Source organism: Halobacteriovorax sp. GB3 (genome assembly GCF_028649655.1).
Classification (GTDB): domain Bacteria; phylum Bdellovibrionota; class Bacteriovoracia; order Bacteriovoracales; family Bacteriovoracaceae; genus BSW11-IV.
The window spans coordinates 588,222-610,297 of the sequence record NZ_JAQSLN010000001.1 but is presented as its reverse complement, the minus strand read 5'-3'; the positions used below and the strand labels follow the sequence as shown (position 1 = coordinate 610,297).

Sequence of the window (22,076 nt, the reverse complement as noted above, 5' to 3'; positions counted from 1 at the left end):
AGTCACTCTAATTTTACTCGGAAATTGCTATCCGTTATTTAAATTAGTCTAAATTTAAGCGGCAATGATATTTACTCAAAGGAATCTTTAGATATCTTTCTTAAACGGTACTTCATTAAAGAGAAATCAAATTCACTAGCAAAACGCTCTGGAAAGAAACCGAACATTTTATAACGCTTATATTCTGATACTTTATAGCGACTCTTATAACGAAGAAGATAGGGTTTATCTTCCTTGTCAAAACAGACAGAGCTATTTTCAAGAGTTTTAAAAATGTAATTAACCTTTTCGAAGACATCAGGAGCCGGTACACATTTTAATTCTCTTTCTTTTTCAATACGTTCATGAAGCTCAATAGTAGACTCACTAACAGCGTGCATATCTCTTTTATTGCGATAATAGCATTGAACAATATAAGTCTCAGCAAGCTCTCTATAACTCTTATTCGTTTCTTTCACTGAAAGATAATAGTTATAGGGATACTCTTCTTTGGCATTACAGACATCATAGGCCTGCGCCGTACCGAAAATAAATGACATTGCTAATAAAATCGCCTTCATAAAAAACTCCTATCCCTCTAGACATCTCATCCCCAAAAATTTTGGTCAAGAATTGAATACAGGCCAAGGATCTTTTGTTTGAAGCTACTAGTTTCCAAATACTTAGAGTGCGTATTTTTTTCTAATTTTCTACTTCATAAGAAGAGAGAGCAAACAGAAAATATCAATGATGATCAGTCCTAGAGAAACTTCATTTCTCTTACCAAGAACAATTTTTAAAACTGTGTAACTCAAAAACCCCCAGATAATCCCCTGACCAATAGAATATGTTAGTGGAATTAACATCATGCTAAGAAATGCAGGAAGGGCCTCATCAAGATCTTTAAAATTAATCATTGTTATAGAGCGGCTCATGAGAAGTCCCACAAAAACAAGGACTGGAGCTGTTGAAAAGCTTGGAAAAAGAGAAAGGGCCGGAGAGAGAAAGAGAAACGGTAGAAAAAGAAAACCCGCAATAAGGGCCACAAGACCACTTCTTCCTCCTTGAGAGATTCCTGCACCAGACTCAATATAGCTAGTAGCAGAACTTGTTCCAAAAAGACCAGAAATGAGCGTGGCCATGGAATCGACCAAAAGAGACTTTTTTAAATTTCTGGGTTCACCATTGCTGTCTTTTAGATTACCTGCTTCCGAGACCGCGACAAAAGTAGAGAGCGAATCAAAGAGATCGGTAAAGATAAGACTAAAAATCACATGAATAAGCCCTGGAGCGAGTGAATTAGTAAAATCTAATTTTCCAAGAAGAGAGAAATCTGGCGAAGAAATGAGAGTGGCACCAACTTTAACATCATTTAAGAAATGAAAACCAAAAGCACTAAAGAGAATTCCAATAACAAGAGCACCACCAATTTTATAATAAGAAAGAATCGCAATGAAAAGAAGTGATACAAAAAAGAGTGCAACATTAGCATCTAATTTAGCAGCACTAATAAGAGTTGCAGGGTTATCAACGACAACACCACCATTAATTAAACCAATAAGGGCAATAAAAAAGCCTATTCCAGTTGCAATGGAAAGTCTTAAGTTGCGAGGAATTGCCTTAACAATAATCTCTCTTATATTAAAGATACTCATAAGTAGAAAAAATACACCTGACCAAAAGATAGCACCGAGAGCGACATAAGGACTAACTCCCATCCCTAGAACAATACTGTATGTGAAAAAAGCATTAATTCCCATTCCGGGTGCAAGAACAATGGGGTTCTTAGCATAGAGACCCATCATGGCCGAAGAAAAAAATGTCACAATAATTGTCGCCGTAACAACGGCATTAAAAGAAAGACCCGATTGAGCTAGAATCTGTGGATTCACAATAATGATATATGCCGTTGCTAGAAAGGTTGTAATCCCAGCGAGAATTTCAGTCTTAAAATTCGTCTCATTTCGTTCAAATTCAAAATAGTTTGCGATTCTCTCTTTCATTCTTTCCCCCATAATTAAAGGCCAATTATCTAATGAGAACCAAATTAAAGTCCATCTCTATTGCATTAGGGTTTTGTTAGGTTTAGGAGCAACTGTCTAAGTTTTAGACGATATCGAGTCCATACCCACACTATTCAACAACATCAGTTTGGCACCTTATTTGCTTTAAATAAAAAAACAATTTTTGGAGATATCATGAGATTTTTGGACAAAATGCTAGTTTTACTTTTCTGTGCATACGCAGTGACAACGACGGCCAGTGCAGTAGAAATTAACTATCTTAGAAAAGATTCAAAAGCTCAGCAGTACGGTATCCACGTTTGGGGAGAATCTATTAAAAAGTCACAACGAACAGTTTGGCCAGAAGTTCATCCTCTTTCAACAGCAGTCAATCTCGATCTTCAAAATGAATCGCCTTTCTATGTCATCGTTCACAAAAATGGACAATCTGATCTCGGACCAGTTGAAGTTGATCCGACAAAAGGAGAAAAGGTCTTCTTTATTCAAGGAGCGGGTAAGGCCTTTTACAGTAAACAAGAAGCAACAGAAGCTCTTGAAAAAGTCTACGATCTTAAAGGACGTTGGATTGAACAAAGAACTGTAGCATGGCCATCTCAACTTTCACAAAATCATCAAATAGAACTTTATCACAACGATCAAGGTGCTATTCGAGTTAAGGGCAAACAAGTACTCGTTGAAGGAAAAGTGGTCTCTCCAATTAAAGGAACATTAAAAGGAAACTTTCACAACGAAGAAAGTTCTTTTTATAAGAGATGGGCCTTTCTAAGAGATCATCAATTTTCTAAAATAGAATTCGATTTAGATGAATCTCAGGTAAGAGCTCTTGTCAAAGAACATATGGTTGTTGTTATTCGTGATGAGCAGGGGAATATTATTGATAGTTCAGGTCTCCAAAAGGCCGGAGTACTGGATCAATTTTTCAGTAATAAAGAAATAGAACTTGGGGCAGTCGTCTCAAAAAATAAAATCGACATCAACCTATGGTCACCAACGGCAAGAAATATTCGCCTAAGAGTCTATGATAGCGCTAATTCGAAGGAGTACCGCACTATTGAGATGAAAGAGAAAAATGGACTATGGAATAGCGAATTAGCATTGAGTGATGAAAATAAATACTACGTCTATGAGATTGAGCAGTTTCAAAGAGAAGCTGGTGAAATAGAAACACATCTAGTCACTGATCCCTACTCTCTTTCATTAAGTGAAAATAGTAAGAGATCTCAGATAGTCGATCTCAATAAATCTTTTGCTCCTAAAGGATGGAATAAGCACAAGACAACTGAGTACTACCCTCTAGAGTCTCCTACAGATATGACGATCTATGAACTTCATACAAGAGATTTCTCGGTCTTCGACCCAAAAGTGCCAGCAAATGAAAAAGGAACATTCAAAGCGTTCACCAGAAAAGATTCACACGGTATGAAGCATTTAAGTGAACTTGCAAAATCTGGATTAACTCACATTCACCTTCTTCCAATTAATGACATGGCCTCAATTAATGAAAATAGAGAGCAAAGAATTGAACTTACAGACAAAATGGAGAAACTTGATCCAAACCATGAGTTTAAAGATAAAACCATTTTAGAAGTTCTAGAAGGACTTCCTATTGATAGCGATCAGCAACAAGAGATCATGACAAAGATTAAGGATCTCGATGGATTTAACTGGGGATATGATCCTCATCATTACATGGCCCCAGAGGGGGCTTATGCAAGTGACACCAATGGCGGTGCTCGTGTAAAAGAACTTAGAGAAGCCGTTCAATCACTTCATGAAAGCGGACTAAGAGTAATTGTCGATGTTGTTTTTAATCATACCTATGACAATAGTGTCTTTAATAAGATCGTACCAGATTACTACTATCGACTCGATCACTTTGGAGTCGCGACAAAAGATTCTTGTTGTTTTGACACGGCCAGTGAAAACACGATGGTTCAAAAACTAATTAAAGATGCGACAGTCAACTGGGTTCGTCACTATAAATTAGATGGAATTAGATTTGATCTAATGAATTTTCTAACAAAAGAAACACTCGTTGATATCAGAGAGTCGATCAATTCTCTAACGCTTGAAAAAGATGGAGTAAACGGAAAAGGAGTCTACCTTTACGGCGAAGGATGGGATTTTGGCTCTCTCAAGTGGCTTTTACCAGAAGAAAGTCTGCACCAATGGGGAGCAGCTTCACTTAAAATGGGACTTGGAAGTTTTAATCATATCTTTAGAGATAGCATCAAAGGAAAGGGACAAAATGAAAGAGAACTCTTTGTCGATGACTCTTACCTTACTGATAAAACTGAAAATCGCGATCAAGTAAAACTAGCCTTAAGAGCGACAATGAATGACTGGCACGAAGGAATTTATAATAGTCCCGATGAGACGATCAACTATTTGACGGCACATGACAAAGCAACTCTCTTTGATCACCTTCTAGCAAAAGTAGGATTATGGGCCCCAATGGAAAAGGTTGTGAAGATGCAACAAATGGGTATTGGCTTTATCTCTCTTGCTCAAGGAATTCCATTTTTTCACGCAGGGGTAGAAATTCTTCGTTCAAAATCTGGAGATGAAAACTCTTATAACTCGGGAGACTGGTTCAACCGTCTAGATTATACGTATACAACAAATAACTGGCGAAAAGGACTTCCACCAGCGTGGCAGGAAGAAAACCTACATGCATGGCCAAATTGGAAAGAAAGACTTCTTAAAATCCCAAGTCCTTCAAGTGATCAGATTAAAAACAATTTGGAGTGGTTTAAAACAATGCTTCAAACAAGAAAGAGCTCCCCTCTTTTTAGATTGAGAACAAGAGAGCAAGTGCAACAAAAAGTTAGCTTTCCAGAAAATATCACAGATAAAAATGGAAATCATGACTCACGACTCTTAGTGATGAAAATTGACGATAGAAATGGCGAAAGAATCGATTCAGATAATAAGGCCGCCTATGTTCTTTTCAACACATCATGGGACGAATGGCTCCATTTTCAAGATGATGATATCAAAAATGGTAATATTGTCTTGGCAAAGGATTTGAGCGAATCAAACGAGAAAGTTTTGAAAGAACTACTCGACAACTCAGGTACAGAATTAAGAGAAGAAGCTTTTATTGATAAGAAAAATGGCAAGATAAGTGTACCCTGTATGAGCTTAATGGTTTACTTTCTTAAATAAGCTTCTGTGAAGGATCTTGGTCTGGACAACAGAGAGAAATGCACTCAGTCCAAGAGCTCCACCCATACCAGGAACCAGTGGAACGAGAAAAATAAAAAAGAGTGCAAAGAAACAAGCACTAATAAGAATTTCAATAGTCGTAACTTTTGTAGGACAACTCATTCCGACAAAGGTTCCACCAAAGAAAATACTAGTGAAATAAAGAACATCGATATCAAAGAAGTAGTGAATCAAGTTAAAATCTATAAATGATAGTAAAGTTAAACCAGCAGATGCTCTAATACTACCAACTTGTGGATACTTTGAGACTTCAAAAGTAAGCCATGCAGCAATACAAGAAATAAAGAGACTCATCGCAATCACAAAAGACTTCCTTTTAGTAAATAAACAAGAGAAACACTAATAAATGCGATTGTACCAAGTTTACCACCATACCCTTTAAATAGATCAATCGTAAGTAAATAGAAACTTGCACCTAAAAGAGATAGAAAAAAGATTTGACTAAAATGAGTCAACACTCCTGCTGAACACATGCCAGCAAAGCTTCCAGCATAAACAGCATTCTGGATATCTTTAACATTCCCAAGCTTTGATAATGGAATAAATGTCCCAAAAAGACCTACGATACAAGAAGCAACGACAGCACTAACATCAAACTTTGTATGAAGAACAAAACAAAGAGAACAGCCACAAAAGAAGCAGAGTAATTTAATTATAAAGCGCTTTAACATTCCTCTATCTTCAAACTTTTTCTCCTAACAGGCAACACCGAAAATAAAGAAAAACACTATAAAATATTCAAGGATAAAGGCACAAATCACGAGAATCACTTATAAATAAGAGTATGAATCTAAAGAGCATCCTTTCAATTATCATTTTTTTATCTATTAAAATCTCTTTTGCGACGAGCTGTCCTAGTGAAGTTCTTTCGAGCCACATCGAAAATATCTCTGAAATTCATATTTTCTATAAACAAGATGATGATTGTAAAAAACAAAAAAAGGAAGCACTAATACTAAAAGGAAGAATTGAAAAAACAATGGAATTGGCCATTGATTTCAGTTTTAACTCGAAACCAGTCACTATAATTTTAGAAAACGCTAATTTTAATCCCCATTATGATAAAAGTGGAAGAATCTATCTTCCTTTTTCAATTAGCATTAACGGAAATGAAATTCTTGGAAAGAATAGACAAGCAATCATAATTCATGAATATGCCCACCATGTAATAAAAGGTGAAATTCAAAAAGAAGTAATCCCATTACAAAGATTCCTAAAAAAGATAGAGTCCCTTTCCCATGAAAAATTCGAGCTAAAGCAATTTGAAGATAAGCAATCGTTAGAATATGCTCGAAGAAAGACAAGACATACAAGAGACTATAACCTATTTGCCTCTTCTCCTTATGCTTTAAAACAAAATAGTTATATCGAACATTACGAAGAGCTTTTTGCAGACTATTTTTCAGCATTAATACTTAATGAAAAACATATTTTTACAGAAACATTGAATGACGAATATAGAAATTTTAAAACGTCTCTCTCTGAATTAAAAAGTGAAGACATTTCTAATGCCCATCAATTTTTCTACATAGTCAGGAATTGGCTTGGGACAAATATGTGGACGCCTAGACACTACGGAAAGATTCCATATGTACAAAAAGTATTAACAGCGACAATTCAAGAAATTCAAAGCTCAATTACCAGAAAGAACAAAACGATCGAATCTCAAAATAAATTTCTTATTAAGGAGATTGAATCAATCGATATCTTAGATAAAAAACTTACTCCTGACTGGTCTCTCGAATACTCTGGCAATGATCTTGTTAGAATGGAAATATCATCAAATGGAAATGAAAATGAGGATTATATTCCAGTGACTGTCATTGATAGTGGTTTTACAAGAAAAGCAATTAATGTCCCAAATAAAGTACGCGTTGATTCTAAAACACATCGAAATAGAAATGTCGCCGATCATCACGGTACAAATGTAGCTAATGTAATCAATCATTCGAGATTTGGGGGATCTGAAAAAGTCCAATTAAATCTCTTAGCGAAAGCTATGTATGATTTTAATTATTCATATATTTTAGACGAGTCGTTGAAACAAAGTCCTAAAACAAGAATTATTAGTAATTCACTCGGATGGAGAACTGATTCAGTTTCGAAAGTGGCAGAACGTGCACATGAGCAAGACATCTTATGGTTTTTGGCCTCGGGAAATGATTTTCCAAAGAGAGTTAACCCTTGGGAATCAGAATCAAAGGCCATTTTAGTGGGTTCATACTCCCCTAGTGGACTTGTGACAAATTCAACTCAAATTGATAAGAATGTTGTTATCCTAGCTCCTGCTGATCATTATCAACAAACAATAAATGCTCACAACGAGATCAGCTCCTTTGGAGAGACAAGTGGAGCAACACCGATGGTAGCTGCGACTGTTGCCAATTGGCTCTCAATTTTCTCTAACCTTAAAAGAAATGATGTGATTACAATTTTAAAGAGTACTGCGCTCAAAACAATACAAAATGGAGAACATCTCCCAGGTCAGTTAAATTCTTATAAAGGTTACCTCGTCGTAAAAGAGTTAAAAGAAACTTGTCCTGATGAACAAAGAAGTTGCATCGATGAAAATCTAAAACGAATAATCACTAAAAAGAGAACTAATTCATATATAGCTATATGTGAAAATGATATTCAATCAGAAAATTTTCTCAATCAAAGACGAGCTTACTTTCTTGACGAAGATAATTTAGAAGTTATCACTCTTTTAAGATGTGGTTATGAAAAAGCTGGCTATACAAAGAATAGTGAATTCTTTGCTCTTAAAGAGAAAATGAAAACATCAATCAACGCAGTTATTGATCACATTAATGAGATGGCCATCGCCTCTCTCAAGTCGGGACTAAGTAATGCTCCATACTATAGGAATGTTAATATTTTAAATGAAGAGTTTATTCAAACTTTGAAAGATATTGAAGTGAATGATTATGGTGTAGGAAGTTATTTTGCAACTCAATTACTATCAAGATATGTTCAAGTGAAATCGAAAGAGTACCTCATGAATGAATATGACATATCTGAAAGTCATGCAAATAAATTCTTTCAACATACAAGTGAGGAAAATACTCATTATTAGTAGATGATTCCCATCTAATTGCATCTAATAAATCTTGATTAGTCAGTTCGAGAGTAATCACGTTCATATCTTTAAAGTACCTATCGATGACGCCAATGGCCTGTTCTCTACTACAAAGGTGTATAAAACCATCTTTTATATCTAGTTCAGTGCCAGCGCTCTCTTTTTCTTTTTGAAATTTATCCCACTCATTCTCTGTTAGAATCTTAAATACTCTTTCATCTCTCACTTACGCGGCCTTTTTATCTCTTACGACTTTCGTTTCTTTTTTTTTAAATTGTAACAAAGATTCTTTCGATTTTCCGCTCTTTTTCTTATTTCCGTTTACCGTTTTAAATAGACTTTCTACAATTCTATCTAAAAGTTCTGACTGAGTAGAAAGGTTCTCTGCATGCCCATAGGTTTCCTGTGCACCTCTTGTATTTTCTTGCACAGTTGAATCAAGTTCATTCATGGCCTGTGTGATATTTTCAACACCTACCGATTGTTCAGAAACGGCACTAGCAACTTGATTCATCATTTCTTTGACTTCAGAAACGTTACTAACAACTTGATCAAAAGAATCTTCACAGGTTTTAATAATCTCAGACACAAGATCCATTTGTCTATCACCTTCAGCGACGATTTTTTCGATCTGCTCTTTCGAATATTTTGCAATAGACTCGACCTTATCAGTACTACTTGCAAGCATTTCAGATATCTCTTGTGATGCCTTTCCACTCATTGTTGCTAAATTCCCAACCTCTTCTGCAACTACAGCGAAGCCTTTCCCCGACTCTCCGGCTCTTGCAGCTTCAACAGATGCATTAAATGAGAGAAGTTTTGTTTGAAAAACGATATCATTAATAACACTAGTTTTTGTCGATATTTCATTAATTGTTGAAGAGATACTATCTAAGTTCTGTGAATTTTCGTCCATCTGCTCTTTAATCTTTTGATTATTTTGAATAATCATATTTATAACATTAGCAAGTTCTCCAATACTCTCTTTCCCTTTAACCGTAACTTGATACGACTCATCCGCTCGTTCACTACTGTCAGATGCGTTTGTCGCACTCGTTTTTACCATTGCTGAAATTTCATCAAGTGTTGCCACTGTTTCTTGTATAGCACTGGCCTGTTCATTAGATGATGAAGAAAGAAGTTCACTGGCATGTCTTAGTTTCTCTGAACTCTCTTTTGAACGGATCGATGTATCTTTTAGACTTTCAATATTTTTCTCTAATTCTTTTGACAATCTTCGCACAAGAAAGGCAACAGCAATTGATAAAATGACCTGCCCAGCAATAACGACTGTGACAATTTTAATCAAGGCCGCTGTAAGTGCCTTTTTATTTTCAGACTTATTATAACCAAGTTTAATATGACCAACTACGCGATCTTTAACTTTGACTTCTTTAGTAATAAAGAGATCATGCCCTTTTTCTAATTCCAATAGTTCCTTTGGAATGTTAAACATCGACTTCTTTTTCTCATTAAGAAAGAAAATATAATCAACCTCTTTTTCCGCTTGAATTTGCTTGGCCAGGGCCTCAAGTGATGCATTATCAAAGTTCCAAAAAAGGGCCTTTGTAGAGAGTCCAAGAGACTCTATAACCATTGTCATTTTTGACTCAAGAGAATGATTGAGAATTTTTGCTTTATCATTAAGGATAACAACACCAAGACCAAACATAATGAACATTGAAATCATATTTGTGATGACAATGAGTTTCTTTTGCATCGACCAGTTTTTCATGGAACACCTTATATTTTGAATTTATAGACTGAAATATATTATGCATCAAAACAGTGCCTTGACTCATAATTCTTCAAAAATTTAATGTTTGACTCGCAATTAGTTGAATATAAATAAAACTTACAAATTTGAGGTTAAATTTAAGTAATCAAAGAACTAATAAGAGGCAAAATTGAGGTTAAACTGAACACATTCCTTAAGAACAAAAGAGGGTCTGACATGAAAATGATGTTTAAACTATTATGCATTTTACCATTACTCACCAATTCATTTGCGGCTGAACTAAAAATTTTCACAGAAGATTCTGCTCCTTTTCAATATAAAGAAAATGACAAGATCAAAGGGATGGCCTCTGATATTGTTGTAGAGCTAATGAAAAGAGCAGACGTTAAATACACTCACGAAATGGCCCCTTGGTCGCGAGCCTTTAACACTGCAAAAGAGAATGTGAACAATTGTGTTTATTCCACAACAGAAACTGAAGAAAGAATGCCTCACTTCAAATGGATTGGACCTCTCGTATCAAACGACTGGGTAATCATGGTTAGAAATGATTCAGATATTAAAGCAACAGACTTAAGTCAGATCAAAGGAAAACCAATTGGGGGCTACATTGGAGATGCTCTTGCTGAGTATTTAAAATCTAATGGTCACACAGTCGACGAAGCGGCCAATGATACTCAAAATGCTAAGAAATTAAGTTTTGGAAGGATTGATATTTGGGCAACCTCTAGTGCTGTTGGTCCTTACTTAGCTAAAATGAATAACATTACTAATCTCAAAGAGCTCTTTACCATTAAGAAGACCGTAATGAGTATTGCTTGTCATAAAGATACTGATGGAGCCACCGTCAAAAAGCTTCAAGATACACTTAAAAAGATGATTGACGATGGTACCGTTGAAAAAATTAAATCAAATTATAAGTAATTCTTATCGGCATGGGTAAGTTGATTTAGCAGTCATTTCACAAGCTGACCTTAGAAATCCGCTCACATTGCGGCAAGCTTCTAAGGCAGCTTTTCTCTTTATACAACTCGTAAGCGTATTATTGTTATTTGAGTTTGAAGGTGTTCTTCTAGAATAGGTTTTATTCGCTGATTTTTGACTAGATTTAATCAATTTCTGAATCTGTGCCATCATTTCCTTATTTTCAGTAATCGCTTTAATTCTTGAATCATAAGTTGCTGTCACTGTTATCATCGCCTCGATAATCTTTTCATCAAGACCCATTCCCTTCAACGAACCTATTTCTTCCATCGTAAAGTTTTTATATCTTTCATTAGTTGCCTTAATTTTGGCAGAGAGAATTGAAGATGAATGCCCCTTTTTCTTGAGCTCTATTACTTTTGCTACATTAAAGTTTTCAGGACCAATTTCTAGCAATTCAATTTCTCTTGCATCACTAGCTGGAATCTGGGACATATAGTTGGCATTAATTGAGATTAATTTTCGATAATGGGAAAAACGAATTGGTTTCTTCTTTACTTTAGCAACATCAATAGCACTAGCAACAGCTGAACTGATGTGCTTTCCCTTAGAAAATGATTCAATATAACCTATGTAAGATTTGAATGTATTGTTTTTAGATGCTCTAGAAAAGGCCATATCGTCTTCTTTTTCAAGCTCACTCAGTCTCTCTTTGATCTCTGGTGCACTCTTAGAAGAAGGATATTGAAAAAGAAAGTTCTTATAACCAGAAATAGTGTCATCTTCTTTCGCTTTAGCTAAAACTTTCTGTTCTTCTTTATCAAAGTGATTAGTCGTTACAAACTTTGTTGAACGGAGCAATTGACCTCTTTCAGCAACCTTTTTATCAACAATATCTGGATCTATATCAACGGTCAAAAAAGGACGATTCATTTTGTGTTTCTTAGAATACTTCCAAGTATAAAGAACAAAGTGTTTTTTTCCACCCTCAAAGTCAAAATCAATTTCTTTGAAGCTATCGTAGTATTTATTGAACCAATATGTAGTAGCATTTCCTCCGAAATAACAAAGTAACTTGTGCTTTCCGGCCGGAGCTTCCACCCTTAGAACATGAGCATTATTCAATTGACCAATATAGGTTTTGTTCACGTACAACTTACAACTTCCACTTCTATTTTGTTGAGTTACATAAAAAACAGTTTTTTCAGCAGGAATTTCTGCATTGAGATCACTCTTTTTTTTAGGCTCTTTTTCAACTGGTCCAATATAGGAACTCGTCGTAGCACACCCCATAAGTAGAAATAGTAATAGATAAGAGAATTTCATTAATCACCTCGCTTATAATTATTATACTCACTGAAATAAACCGAATTTCTTAATTAAAGCTCAATTTCTTTGTCATTTTTAAAGTAAGAATTCTAGAGTCAGGGCCATAGTCTCAAGTAAGAAAGTTAGATGGGATATAATAAACACTTAAAAAATCAATAGTTACATTCTTTAATTTTTCAAAGAAAAAAACCGATTTTTCCTACTGTTGTAAGCGATTTCTACGAAAGATAGAATGAACTGTGAAGTATTCAAAGGATCAAAATGAAAAGAAGATCATTTCTATTATCAACGACATTATTTCTTTCATCTTGTGCTTCGAAAGTTAAACGCTCTCCTAGCTCTACTTTATTTGATATCTTTCGATCCAAGCCTCAAGGATTATCATCAAATGATTTTGATCAAATAGAAGATTACTATGATCTCATTTGTATTGGTTCTGGATACGGCTCAAGTGTCATTGCTGCTAGAATGAGTGAAGAGTACCCAAATTCAAAAATTTGTGTCTTAGAACGAGGTAAAGAGTTTTTTCCAGGAGACTTTCCAAAATCATTTGCCAATGTTCTTGGGGAAATGCACTCTAAAGCAAACCCTCTTGGACTTCTTAGTCAGAATTTAGGGGCAGAAGAGGATTGCGATTTAGATATTATTGGTGCTAATGGGCTCGGAGGAACTTCTCTTATAAATGCAGCAATTAGTATCGCTCCAACAAAAGAAGTCTTCCTACAAAAAGAATGGCCAAAAGAAATTAGAGAGAGTGCATCGAAAGGACCTGATCATACACTTGGCGAATTGGGAAAGTACTACAGTCGCGCCGATAAAGAGTTAGGAGCAAGCTATCAAGAAGATCAATTAAGTAAAACTAAGAAATCAATTGCATTTAAGAAAGCTTTTGAAAAGGCCAAAGTAAAGCTTAGTTTTTTAAAATTAAATATAAATTACAAGTCAAATATTAAGTCAGATAGAAATGATTGCACCCTTTGTGGGGATTGTTGTTCAGGTTGTAATGTAGGTGCAAAAAACATACTTCCCTATAACTATCTCTACAAAGCTAAAGAAAGTGGATGTTCTATCTTTACAGAAACAGAAGTCATTGATCTTTATAAAACAAAGTCAGGTTATCGAATAGAGATTAAATCATCTTCTAATCTGAATTTTGATAAGAAAATTATAAATGCAAAAAATATTGTTTTAGGAGCAGGATCTCTTGGAAGTACAAAACTTCTGTTAAAAGCGAGAAAGAATGGGATCAGACTTTCTCAAAAAATTGGTGAGTCCCTTTCATTAAACGCTGATGTTCTTGGCTTTTGCTACAATGGACACGAAAAAACGCAATCAGTTGGAACAGGAGTCAATAAGAGATTACAATTAGTCCAGGGTTCTGTAGGTACAGGAATTTCAACAGTTGCAAACTTTAGGGATCTCAACAAGGAACGAGCTCTCGAAGAACAATTTTTACTTTTAGAAGGAGCCATCCCCTCTCCTCTTGCTTCTACTCTAGCTTATGGCCTTTCTATGTTTGCAAAAGCAAATAAGAAAGATTTTAATTTTTCAACTGAGCAATGGGATAGAGTTGAAAGAGACAGTAATATTACAAATAATTTTGGAAAATTCGAACAGGATGGAGCACTCAATTATTCAACTCTCTTTCTTGCCTGTGGACATGACTCTTCAGGTGGAAAATATATTTTAACTGAAAACGATGAGATAAAAGTTATCTATCCAGATATTGTAAAAGAATATTTTTATAAAAATATCACTTCTCATATGAAGGAAGTATCTAAAAAACTAGGTGGACATTATCTCGATAATCCAAGAACAAGTATCTTCAAAGATAAAATGATGGCCACACACCCACTTGGGGGATGCCCTATGGGAGATGATGCTACAAAAGGAGTCGTTAATCATAAAGGACAGGTATTCAATGGAAGAACAGGAATACACAAAGGACTTTATGTTGTCGATGCTTCAATTATCCCGCGATCTCTAGGTGCCACACCATTATTAACAATTAGTGCGCTAGCTGAACGAATCAGTGAAAAGATGATTGAAGACAATATTATTTAAAATTAATTTAAGGCCATGAGACATTAGAGATTCTCAATGGCCTTTGCGACTAACTTCTCCCCTTCAGGACAACATGTCTCGATCTTAACACCACCCCTAACCTTATCTTGCTCTAGTAACAAAAGCGCCTTTCCATGAGTTGGACATTCAACATCAGAGAGTTTTTCTTTCATTGAAGTAAAAATATCCTGGGCCTTTTCAATAACAGCTTCTTGTACTTCTTTTGTTTCATTTTCTTTCATGAATACTCCTTATTCATTTTTATAAAGGGCACTTGGCATTGAGAAGTGCTGAAATATTTTTTTTAAACGTTCGTAGTTCTTTAATTCTGTTTTCTAAATCATGAAGTTTATCTTCAAGTTTCAATCGAATTTTTCCTCTCTCTTGTCCCAGATCTTGGATTAGCGAAGAAAGTTCTTTAATTTCAGAAAGAGTAAATCCTAACTCCTTTGCTTGGATAATCAACTTCAACAAATGAACGATCTCATCAGGGTAATTGCGATATCCGTTATTCGCCCTCATTTTCGGTATTAAATTGATTTTTTCGTAGTAGCGAATCGTTGAACTAGGAATTCCTAGGGCCTTAGATAATTCACCAATGAGCATAGGTTCTCCTTGACCTTAAACTATACTTTAACCTTTATACTAATTGAAAGAGGAGATTAAATGAAGACTATTCTCATATTTTTTATTGCGATATTTTGTTTCCATTCATCAGCAAAGACATCGTTTACAATCATAAACACAGGGCATGCTGAATCTTTAGAAATGATTAGTATAAGTGATGGTAACTTTAAAAAAGTTAGATTCAATCATGCGGCGTTTGTCATTAAACATAAAGAGAAAACAATACTCTTTGAAACAGGTATTGGTTCTAATATTCATAAGGAATTCAAAGAAAGTATGCCATTTTGGGCAAGGCCAATTTTTCATTTCACATTCATTGAAGGAATAAAGTCACAGGCCCCCCAACTGATATATGATCATATTATTTTAAGTCACGCCCATTGGGATCATGCCGGTGGATTGACCGACAACTTAGGTAGACGTCCACTGATTGGACCTGATGAAATAAAAGAAATTCAAGGTAATCATATTGTTCATCACAGAACATTTCCTATTCATTTCAAAGATAATCACCCAATTTCATTTCAATGGACTGAAAAACAATATTTAGAATTTGAAAAGCATTATGACTTATTTGGAGATGGTGTTGTTATTCTCGTGCCCCTTCCAGGTCATTCATATGGATCGATTGGCCTTATTCTGAATGGAAAAAAAGAAAAAGTCTTTTTTGTTGGTGATGCCATATGGTTAGAAAAACAGCTCGATCTTATCTCTCACAAGGCCTTAATCCCATCATATTTAGTAGACAGAGATAAAAATAAACTTACGACTTCACTAGAAAAAATAAAGAGGCTGCGAGATAAATATAAATTTAGGGTAGTACCTACTCATGACTCAAAAGTACATGATACCATTGGATACTACCCGCTATGGACTAATCTTTAGTAAACTTTATTAAAGGCAATTATCTATTAGACGAGTTAATCCAACAGTTAACGATTTTAGATGTTGATTTAAATATCTTTCGCTTTTTAGATTTGCTTCATATCCTATACGAATGAACTCTCTTATTTTAAATGAGAGAATAGCATACGAATTAATTTCGTGTTTATTATGTTGATTTAAATCCGTTGCCTCGAAAATTTCATTTTTTATAATTTCATTAATTTCAACTTGAGTATCAAATTGTTTTTCAATTTTTGAAAGTCTCTCTAATAGCTCAGTTTTTGCATATTCTTTACAATCTCTTGTCGCTGCCATCGATGTAAAAGAAAATAGAATAGATAAACAAATAATTACTTTTTTCATAAACTCTCCTATATTTAACTTAAAGGAGTCCTAGAATAAGATGATTAGAAAATCGTGCATTATTTATTTGGAACTTAGGAAAAAGATACACAAGAAACATTTAGACAAATAAGGCCAAAAAAAAGGCCCTGCAAATGCAAGGCCTTTCTATAAAGTTTTTTTTACTTATTAAATTTCGCTTAAACAATCTACTTTGTAACCTGGAAGTGGAAAACAAAATTGAACTTCACCATTGCTTTCTTCTAAACGACCTGAAACACCAAAAAACTGTAGATTATCAACATCTTTATCGAAGTAAAACTTAATGTACCCATCGCTAATTCTTACAACAGGGATATCTCTTGAGTCATTAAGAAGAAGTTTCTTCTCTTCGATGACAGCTTCTACTTCTCCATCTGAATTAAGATCAGATGCAAATTCTACGATATACTTATCACCTTCATAAGTTTTTCCAAGAAAGTAATCTACTGATAGATCAGTTGCAAAAGAAGTAATTGATGTCAGTAAAAATAAACCGGCCATTAATGATTTCATAAATCTCTCCCTAGTTGTTTCAATTTATAAAAAAGAAGTATCACAAAATCTTTCACAATAAATGTGAAATGTCTTTGCTCTGTAAAATTTATTTGATCTCAAGTATCCACTGACGAATAAGTTCCTTATCTCTATCACTTAGAGCATCTGGACGAGCTGGTGGCATGGCCATATTAGAGCTTTTTCCAATTGCGCGAAGATAAAGATCACTTTCAAGAGGTTTTCCGGGTTCGACAAGCCCTGACTCCACAAGGCGATCAATGACTAACTTATCTTCTCCTAAAAACTCAGAGTGGCAACTGAGACAATGTTTACTTAAAACTTCATTCGAAACTTTTTGAAAACTTGAAAGAGCATAATTGGTTAGAAGTTGAACTTCTGCCTTTTGTTCGTAAAGAGACTTCTCACCTTTTGCAAGCACCATTAGAGTTTTATTTTTATCGTCGATAAAATAAATCTCTCCTAGCTTCCCAACATGTAATCCAACTGGAGCACCCTTTGGACGAAGCCCCTTTCTTGCATTCCAATCAAAAACCAGATTCGTAAAATGCTCGTTTCTTAAATTCTGTGTATTTAAATTTAAATGAATGAGTCTTTGACCATATTTTCTATAACCATGAAGTGAAACGATAATACTCCCCTCTAGCTCAGGAAACATCTCGCCTTGATACAAAAGCGCATCTAACGGTGCCGAGTGGGCGGGCAACAGACCAATGGGTAATTCATACTTTTCACAATTTATTTTTGGTACAGAGCGATTAAAAAAGCTTCTCTTATAGGCCTTATTCAACTTATTTTTCTCATAGCAATATGGCCAACCATAATGAGAATCTTCAATAATGAGATTGATTTCTTCAAGGGGACCCTCTTCATCATTAAAATCCATTCCATTATTAAATTGAATGATCTCACCACTTTCAAGTTCTACGATTCCCATTGAATTTCTAAGTCCTCTTGCAAGGATTCTTGTAAACTCAACCTTTCCATTATCGCTGATCTCATACTCATAAAGAGCTGCTTCTCTATCGCTTTCAAGGCAAGGATAAACAGGTCTTCCCTTAGAATTTAAACACTGATCACTTGGTGCACCAAGATTGACGAGAATACGTTGATCACGAGTGATGAGAAATTCACTTAGCGGATGTTTTCCATCCGATGGTAAATTAGAGATCACAATTTCTTTTGTACCATTAGGATCGTTAGGATTGAATCGAAAGATCTTATCTGATTCGCCAACATACACGAGACCATTTGGGCCTTTTCTAAGACCATGAGGCAAATTTAAACCTGAAAAAACTTGTTTAAGAGAGCCCTTTGAAAAACGCCACAATATCCCATTGCCTTTATTCCAATTAACCATATCAGTGATATAAAAATCACCATTATCAAGCTGAATGACTTTTCGTGGCTTTTTAAGACCATCGTTTGAGTTAATGATCATTCCAACACAACTAGAATCAATACTAGAGACAGGCACTTGATCGTAACCAAAACATTGTTTCTTAGAATCAAGAAGATATGATGAGCTTTCTTTAGAGAAAACGTTAAAAGAAATCATTAAAAGAATGCTAATTAAATAATTCATAATGGGCCTATCTTTGAATAATGTAGGACCTTTATATCAAGAAAAGTCATTTTGCTTGGACAAGTTGAAAGAAATACACTCCTCTATCAGGAGATGAGGCTTGGCATAAAAAATGCATTTAATTACCTACATATAGATGGCATTGCATTTCTTATAAGTTAGCAAAAATAAATTGTTTTGATTTGTATAAGCTTTATACAATAAAGAAGTTTTTCGACACAAAACAAGTAAGGTTAGAAATGAACTCATTTTGGAAAAAAGTTACTTTTATATTAATTATTCTTTCTGCGCAAAAAACCCTTTCAGCAGAAAAGTCTTGTCATGACCTCTTAGAGGCTTTTCATAGAAAAGTAGTCAAAACAACTGATTTTCAGGGGCTAAAGATTCTTCCGATGAAAGAAGTCTTAGAATACGCCTCTCAAGTTAAATATGCCTTAGAAATTAGAAAGGAATATTTCAATACAAATAAACCTTGGGAAAAATTTCATGATATTTTCCCTCATAATCCAGCTCAGACATACTATCGTGTTATGACCTTAGATAAGGATAGCTTAGAACATATTCTAAGAAATGGAATTGAACCTGAAAAAGCATCCTCATGGGACGGTCATTATATTTCTACAGGGGTTCGACTCAACTACGGCGTTGCGGCCTCAAACTTTCGAGGAAATATTCTAAAAGTTGATGGAGATCACCTCATTTTGAATATAATCTTCCAATTTGATGCAGATAAACTACCTTGGCCAAGTTCCGACAGACCGAAGGTTGCAGGAAGATTAAAAGAGACAATACCAGTTGAAGCGATTACCAACGTTTGGGCCTATGATTTACAACGAAATGACATTTTTCAGATAGGCTCTAGGACAAGCGAAAAAGAATGAGAAAAGTATCTATATTCGCTCTCACTTTAGCGACACTATTCAGTTTAAGTTTTTTATCAGTAGATAACTCTTACTTTAGGAAACCTGCACAGATAACTGACTTCTCATCTTATCATCAGGTTGATGGCGGTAGCATTGAGAACATCCCCAATAATAGTGTTGTGGAAGGATCTTTAGCATATGATGGTATGCAACCCAACTACATTATCGATCTTGATACTCCTCTATTAAAGCAATACCTAAATGAAGCGAAGTTAATTGGAGAAGAAGAATCCGATTTTTGGACAAAGATTTCTAAAATAAGTGATCTAGTTTCTAAGAAGGCCCTACGTGAGCGCGACTATGATTCCCCTAGCTATATAAACCTAACCAGATACTACAAAGATAGTGAACTTGATATCCCACTAAGCGAATACATTGACTGCTCTGTTGGTGTTTGTCGTGAACACGCTCTACTCATTCATCTACTTTTAAATAGTGCAGGAATAAAAAATAAACATACGTACGCTGAAATACGACGGGTTAACAATGCCGAAGATTATAATATTGTTGAAAACCACGGATTTGTCACAGTTGAACACAAAGGAAAGACATGGGTCGTTGATTCCTACTATAAAGGCTTTAATGGCTATCTTCTCAATGATCTACTAAGTGAAAATGGAATCACGATCCAAAGTGAAAAGGCACCAATTGCCAAAGAGCTAATAGATTTTAGAAGAATTATAAAAATCCATGATTACCCAAAGGTATGGATTCCAAAAAATAATGAAGGTTGCTTAGAGCTAATGGATAACTTTCACAAATCGTGAACTGATGAACTTATTCTGACAGTTCTTACAAGAGCAGAAAGAACGTTTCTTTCCATCGCACCTTTCTATCTTTTCACAAATTCCAGAGATCGTTTCTCTTTAAACTTAAACTAGATTTGAATTTCGACATAATGAAATTATTGGCAGTAAATCTCTTTATCTCTTTTAATCATTCCTAATTCAACCGAATATTGTTTTTTTAACTTTGGTCGAACAGTCCAAAGGAAATTGAAGAATTCTTCAGCTGCTAAAACAACTTCTCGCATTAACTCTTTTTTATTGGCCGTCGCTTTGTACTCTTTATTATAAAAGATATCTACTTCCTCTGAGTTTTTCACCCGAAAATCAAGATAACCGTATGTCTCGGCATAAGTATGTAAATAGTCCTTCTCAAAACGACTTTCACTTAATCCTATATACAAAAATGTCCAATAACCTATTAATTCATCCCAATTTTCACAGTCCACAATTACGCTATCACCAATTTTAAAAAGAACTGCTCCTTGAATATGGTCATACATATCATGTTGAATTGGAAGTTCATGGACATCCTTCATTTTTACAAAATTGTTTTCAAAATCTTTATTATAATTATAAATAATTCTTCTACGTTCGATTTTTTTTACACTGTAAGCAAACGGTATATCCCAACTTGTCTGAATAAAAGTTTTTAAAGTAATTTTTTTCATTTTTAATCCATTGGATATAATTGTGTAATTACACCCTTATTTATTTGTACTGAAACTTTATCACTGCCGATTCGTTCAGTTAACTTAATTATTTAATTGAATGGTGCTCATTTCCCCTATTGGAAATTGTAGTTATGCGGCGATAAAAACAATGAATACTCAAATAACAGAAGAACGAAAAAATTAAAAAAACTTTCTCTTGTCTTGCTCAAGAAATTCAACAACCCAATCATAATCCTCTATTAATTTTGGGCGAATTTGCCAAAGAACTTGGAAAAAACGATCTGCCTCTAAAATAATAGCTTTCATTAACGATAGTCTATCTACAGAAGCTTTTTTTTCTTCATTGTAATAAATGTCTACGAGGCCACTATCTAATGGAATAAAAGTAAGTATACCATAGGTATCAGCGTACTCATGATCACAACGTTTCAAGAGAGAACTCTGACTAACTTCCCTATATAAAAATGCCCAGAGATAAACTAGATCATCCCAATTTTCCCAATCAGTAATTTTCACATCATTGACATAGAAGACAATGGCCCCTTCTATATAATCATACATTCCCTCTGTAATGGGGTATTCACTAACCTTGTCGATTGGAGAAAAGTTGTATTTAAAATCACTATTATAATTATACAAAATTCTATTTTTAATGATTTTTTTAACTGAATAACAAAAATCATAATCATCTCTAGTTTTAATATATGTTTCTATAACAATTTTCATAAGCTCTATTTTAACGGAAATAATTGAGTCATAATACCTTTATTTATTACTACACGAACGGCTCTTCACTAAGTCTTATACTTATAATCAGCAGCTCCTCTGCTCTCAATATCAAAACACTCTTTAAGCAAATCAATAAGAAAATCACATAATTCTTTGCTTGTTTGTATGAGGAAATATTCTTTTTCAAACTTATTGATAAACTTGTTGGCCATCACTTCAATTCTTTTAATTTTCAAGTCAATATCAGAACGAGAATGAATAACAATAGAGTCACCAAATTCATCTTCTGTACCCATCTCTAAAAAAAGAAATAATTCATCATCTTCCAGACAAACATTGAAATTAGGACTAGATTCTTTACTATACAAAGATGAAGCTATTTTTTCCGGAGAATTTACACTAAAAAAATATCCGCTAAAGACAATATCATTACTAGCTTTCATAAGAGAGATGAGTTCCCCAAAATTTTTAATTTCGAATACATCTGATGATTCCCTAGCTTTTTGAAATCCATCTATAACTTTATGATTCGGTTCTCCTCGAAAATTAATTTCATTAGTAACTATATATGACCAAAATGTTTTGAAACTGTATACGAGATAAAGC

Annotated in this window: 22 protein-coding genes; 7 read left to right on the top strand and 15 right to left on the bottom strand. The window is 34.5% G+C overall.

The genetic code is table 11. From position 1 onward, the window contains the following. Positions 1–71 precede the first annotated feature (71 nt). Entirely contained in the window at positions 72–560 is a 489-nt protein-coding gene (locus HBN50_RS03015; RefSeq protein WP_273867826.1) for a hypothetical protein, read from the bottom strand. Between the two features lie 129 nt (positions 561–689). After that, complete coding sequence (locus tag HBN50_RS03010) at positions 690–1,982, bottom strand: NCS2 family permease (protein ID WP_273867825.1); 1,293 nt, start codon at positions 1,980–1,982, stop codon at positions 690–692. A 195-nt stretch (positions 1,983–2,177) separates the two neighbouring features. On the opposite strand from HBN50_RS03010, the gene HBN50_RS03005 reads away from it, so the two are divergent. Next, positions 2,178–5,171, top strand: a complete 2,994-nt coding sequence (locus HBN50_RS03005; RefSeq protein WP_273867824.1) for an alpha-1,6-glucosidase domain-containing protein — start codon at positions 2,178–2,180, stop codon at positions 5,169–5,171. On the opposite strand, the gene HBN50_RS03000 is transcribed toward HBN50_RS03005, so the two are convergent. Continuing rightward, on the bottom strand, positions 5,148–5,534 hold the full coding sequence (locus tag HBN50_RS03000) for a hypothetical protein (protein ID WP_273867823.1): 387 nt from the start codon (positions 5,532–5,534) through the stop codon (positions 5,148–5,150). The two genes, HBN50_RS03005 and HBN50_RS03000, sit on opposite strands and share 24 nt — an antisense overlap. Next, a complete protein-coding gene (locus HBN50_RS02995) occupies positions 5,531–5,902 on the bottom strand; it encodes a hypothetical protein (protein ID WP_273867822.1) in 372 nt (123 codons plus the stop codon). The genes HBN50_RS03000 and HBN50_RS02995 overlap by 4 nt, the downstream gene beginning before the upstream one ends. 113 nt (positions 5,903–6,015) lie before the next feature. On the opposite strand from HBN50_RS02995, the gene HBN50_RS02990 reads away from it, so the two are divergent. Next, entirely contained in the window at positions 6,016–8,307 is a 2,292-nt protein-coding gene (locus HBN50_RS02990) for a S8/S53 family peptidase (RefSeq protein ID WP_273867821.1), read from the top strand. Here HBN50_RS02990 and HBN50_RS17580 read toward each other — a convergent pair. Beyond that, positions 8,228–8,536 carry a DUF952 domain-containing protein gene (locus tag HBN50_RS17580; RefSeq protein ID WP_443135158.1) on the bottom strand — a complete coding sequence of 103 codons (309 nt, stop codon included), beginning with the start codon at positions 8,534–8,536 and terminating at the stop codon, positions 8,228–8,230. The genes HBN50_RS02990 and HBN50_RS17580 overlap by 80 nt on opposite strands. Next, on the bottom strand, positions 8,537–10,045 hold the full coding sequence (locus tag HBN50_RS02985; RefSeq protein ID WP_273867820.1) for a methyl-accepting chemotaxis protein: 1,509 nt from the start codon (positions 10,043–10,045) through the stop codon (positions 8,537–8,539). Between the two features lie 219 nt (positions 10,046–10,264). Here HBN50_RS02985 and HBN50_RS02980 point away from each other — a divergent pair, with 219 nt between their 5' ends. Next, positions 10,265–10,972, top strand: coding sequence for a substrate-binding periplasmic protein (locus tag HBN50_RS02980; RefSeq protein WP_273867819.1), 708 nt, complete (start codon positions 10,265–10,267; stop codon positions 10,970–10,972). 3 nt (positions 10,973–10,975) lie between these two features. Here the strand turns inward: HBN50_RS02980 and HBN50_RS02975 are convergent, their stop codons facing one another. Beyond that, positions 10,976–12,298, bottom strand: coding sequence for a hypothetical protein (locus tag HBN50_RS02975; RefSeq protein ID WP_273867818.1), 1,323 nt, complete (start codon positions 12,296–12,298; stop codon positions 10,976–10,978). Between the two features lie 264 nt (positions 12,299–12,562). On the opposite strand from HBN50_RS02975, the gene HBN50_RS02970 reads away from it, so the two are divergent. Beyond that, on the top strand, positions 12,563–14,365 hold the full coding sequence (locus tag HBN50_RS02970; protein WP_273867817.1) for a GMC oxidoreductase: 1,803 nt from the start codon (positions 12,563–12,565) through the stop codon (positions 14,363–14,365). Positions 14,366–14,388: 23 nt separating this feature from the next. Here the strand turns inward: HBN50_RS02970 and HBN50_RS02965 are convergent, their stop codons facing one another. Together HBN50_RS02965 and HBN50_RS02960 are read right to left on the bottom strand one after the other, a co-directional pair. Continuing rightward, the gene (locus tag HBN50_RS02965) at positions 14,389–14,607 is read right to left on the bottom strand and encodes a hypothetical protein (RefSeq protein WP_273867816.1); all 219 of its coding nucleotides are present in this window, start codon (positions 14,605–14,607) and stop codon (positions 14,389–14,391) included. 19 nt (positions 14,608–14,626) lie between these two features. Next, positions 14,627–14,971, bottom strand: coding sequence for a MerR family transcriptional regulator (locus tag HBN50_RS02960; protein WP_273867815.1), 345 nt, complete (start codon positions 14,969–14,971; stop codon positions 14,627–14,629). A gap of 60 nt (positions 14,972–15,031) precedes the next feature. Between HBN50_RS02960 and HBN50_RS02955 the strand changes: the two genes are divergently transcribed. Further along, positions 15,032–15,877 carry an MBL fold metallo-hydrolase gene (locus tag HBN50_RS02955; RefSeq protein WP_273867814.1) on the top strand — a complete coding sequence of 282 codons (846 nt, stop codon included), beginning with the start codon at positions 15,032–15,034 and terminating at the stop codon, positions 15,875–15,877. A gap of 9 nt (positions 15,878–15,886) precedes the next feature. Here HBN50_RS02955 and HBN50_RS02950 read toward each other — a convergent pair whose 3' ends face one another. The 3 genes from HBN50_RS02950 to HBN50_RS02940 all read right to left on the bottom strand — a co-directional run bounded on the left by HBN50_RS02950 (position 15,887) and on the right by HBN50_RS02940 (position 18,359). Continuing rightward, positions 15,887–16,240 carry a hypothetical protein gene (locus tag HBN50_RS02950; protein WP_273867813.1) on the bottom strand — a complete coding sequence of 118 codons (354 nt, stop codon included), beginning with the start codon at positions 16,238–16,240 and terminating at the stop codon, positions 15,887–15,889. Between the two features lie 168 nt (positions 16,241–16,408). After that, the gene (locus HBN50_RS02945) at positions 16,409–16,774 is read right to left on the bottom strand and encodes a hypothetical protein (RefSeq protein WP_273867811.1); all 366 of its coding nucleotides are present in this window, start codon (positions 16,772–16,774) and stop codon (positions 16,409–16,411) included. An 88-nt stretch (positions 16,775–16,862) separates the two neighbouring features. After that, positions 16,863–18,359 carry a PQQ-dependent sugar dehydrogenase gene (locus HBN50_RS02940; protein WP_273867810.1) on the bottom strand — a complete coding sequence of 499 codons (1,497 nt, stop codon included), beginning with the start codon at positions 18,357–18,359 and terminating at the stop codon, positions 16,863–16,865. A 239-nt stretch (positions 18,360–18,598) separates the two neighbouring features. Between HBN50_RS02940 and HBN50_RS02935 the strand changes: the two genes are divergently transcribed. Together HBN50_RS02935 and HBN50_RS02930 are read left to right on the top strand one after the other, a co-directional pair. Then, complete coding sequence (locus tag HBN50_RS02935; RefSeq protein WP_273867809.1) at positions 18,599–19,240, top strand: hypothetical protein; 642 nt, start codon at positions 18,599–18,601, stop codon at positions 19,238–19,240. Then, entirely contained in the window at positions 19,237–20,049 is an 813-nt protein-coding gene (locus HBN50_RS02930; protein WP_273867807.1) for a hypothetical protein, read from the top strand. The genes HBN50_RS02935 and HBN50_RS02930 overlap by 4 nt, the downstream gene beginning before the upstream one ends. A gap of 137 nt (positions 20,050–20,186) precedes the next feature. Here the strand turns inward: HBN50_RS02930 and HBN50_RS02925 are convergent, their stop codons facing one another. The 3 genes from HBN50_RS02925 to HBN50_RS02915 form a co-directional block, all read right to left on the bottom strand. Beyond that, complete coding sequence (locus tag HBN50_RS02925; RefSeq protein WP_273867805.1) at positions 20,187–20,738, bottom strand: hypothetical protein; 552 nt, start codon at positions 20,736–20,738, stop codon at positions 20,187–20,189. A gap of 183 nt (positions 20,739–20,921) precedes the next feature. Beyond that, positions 20,922–21,467 (bottom strand): hypothetical protein, encoded by a 546-nt coding sequence (locus HBN50_RS02920; RefSeq protein ID WP_273867804.1) that lies wholly within the window; start codon positions 21,465–21,467, stop codon positions 20,922–20,924. A 68-nt stretch (positions 21,468–21,535) separates the two neighbouring features. Then, a complete protein-coding gene (locus HBN50_RS02915) occupies positions 21,536–21,913 on the bottom strand; it encodes a hypothetical protein (RefSeq protein WP_273867803.1) in 378 nt (125 codons plus the stop codon). Positions 21,914–22,076 lie beyond the last annotated feature (163 nt).

Coding starts and splice junctions, on each gene's coding strand:
- HBN50_RS02925 (WP_273867805.1), bottom strand. CDS start 20,738: ATGAAAAAAATTACTTTAAAAACTTTTATTCAGACAAGTTGGGATATA.
- HBN50_RS02980 (WP_273867819.1), top strand. CDS start 10,265: ATGAAAATGATGTTTAAACTATTATGCATTTTACCATTACTCACCAAT.
- HBN50_RS03015 (WP_273867826.1), bottom strand. CDS start 560: ATGAAGGCGATTTTATTAGCAATGTCATTTATTTTCGGTACGGCGCAG.
- HBN50_RS02915 (WP_273867803.1), bottom strand. CDS start 21,913: ATGAAAGCTAGTAATGATATTGTCTTTAGCGGATATTTTTTTAGTGTA.
- HBN50_RS02950 (WP_273867813.1), bottom strand. CDS start 16,240: ATGAAAAAAGTAATTATTTGTTTATCTATTCTATTTTCTTTTACATCG.
- HBN50_RS02985 (WP_273867820.1), bottom strand. CDS start 10,045: ATGAAAAACTGGTCGATGCAAAAGAAACTCATTGTCATCACAAATATG.
- HBN50_RS02945 (WP_273867811.1), bottom strand. CDS start 16,774: ATGAAATCATTAATGGCCGGTTTATTTTTACTGACATCAATTACTTCT.
- HBN50_RS02960 (WP_273867815.1), bottom strand. CDS start 14,971: ATGCTCATTGGTGAATTATCTAAGGCCCTAGGAATTCCTAGTTCAACG.
- HBN50_RS02990 (WP_273867821.1), top strand. CDS start 6,016: ATGAATCTAAAGAGCATCCTTTCAATTATCATTTTTTTATCTATTAAA.
- HBN50_RS02965 (WP_273867816.1), bottom strand. CDS start 14,607: ATGAAAGAAAATGAAACAAAAGAAGTACAAGAAGCTGTTATTGAAAAG.
- HBN50_RS02920 (WP_273867804.1), bottom strand. CDS start 21,467: ATGAAAATTGTTATAGAAACATATATTAAAACTAGAGATGATTATGAT.
- HBN50_RS03005 (WP_273867824.1), top strand. CDS start 2,178: ATGAGATTTTTGGACAAAATGCTAGTTTTACTTTTCTGTGCATACGCA.
- HBN50_RS02930 (WP_273867807.1), top strand. CDS start 19,237: ATGAGAAAAGTATCTATATTCGCTCTCACTTTAGCGACACTATTCAGT.
- HBN50_RS02970 (WP_273867817.1), top strand. CDS start 12,563: ATGAAAAGAAGATCATTTCTATTATCAACGACATTATTTCTTTCATCT.
- HBN50_RS02935 (WP_273867809.1), top strand. CDS start 18,599: ATGAACTCATTTTGGAAAAAAGTTACTTTTATATTAATTATTCTTTCT.
- HBN50_RS02995 (WP_273867822.1), bottom strand. CDS start 5,902: ATGTTAAAGCGCTTTATAATTAAATTACTCTGCTTCTTTTGTGGCTGT.
- HBN50_RS02940 (WP_273867810.1), bottom strand. CDS start 18,359: ATGAATTATTTAATTAGCATTCTTTTAATGATTTCTTTTAACGTTTTC.
- HBN50_RS02975 (WP_273867818.1), bottom strand. CDS start 12,298: ATGAAATTCTCTTATCTATTACTATTTCTACTTATGGGGTGTGCTACG.
- HBN50_RS03010 (WP_273867825.1), bottom strand. CDS start 1,982: ATGAAAGAGAGAATCGCAAACTATTTTGAATTTGAACGAAATGAGACG.
- HBN50_RS02955 (WP_273867814.1), top strand. CDS start 15,032: ATGAAGACTATTCTCATATTTTTTATTGCGATATTTTGTTTCCATTCA.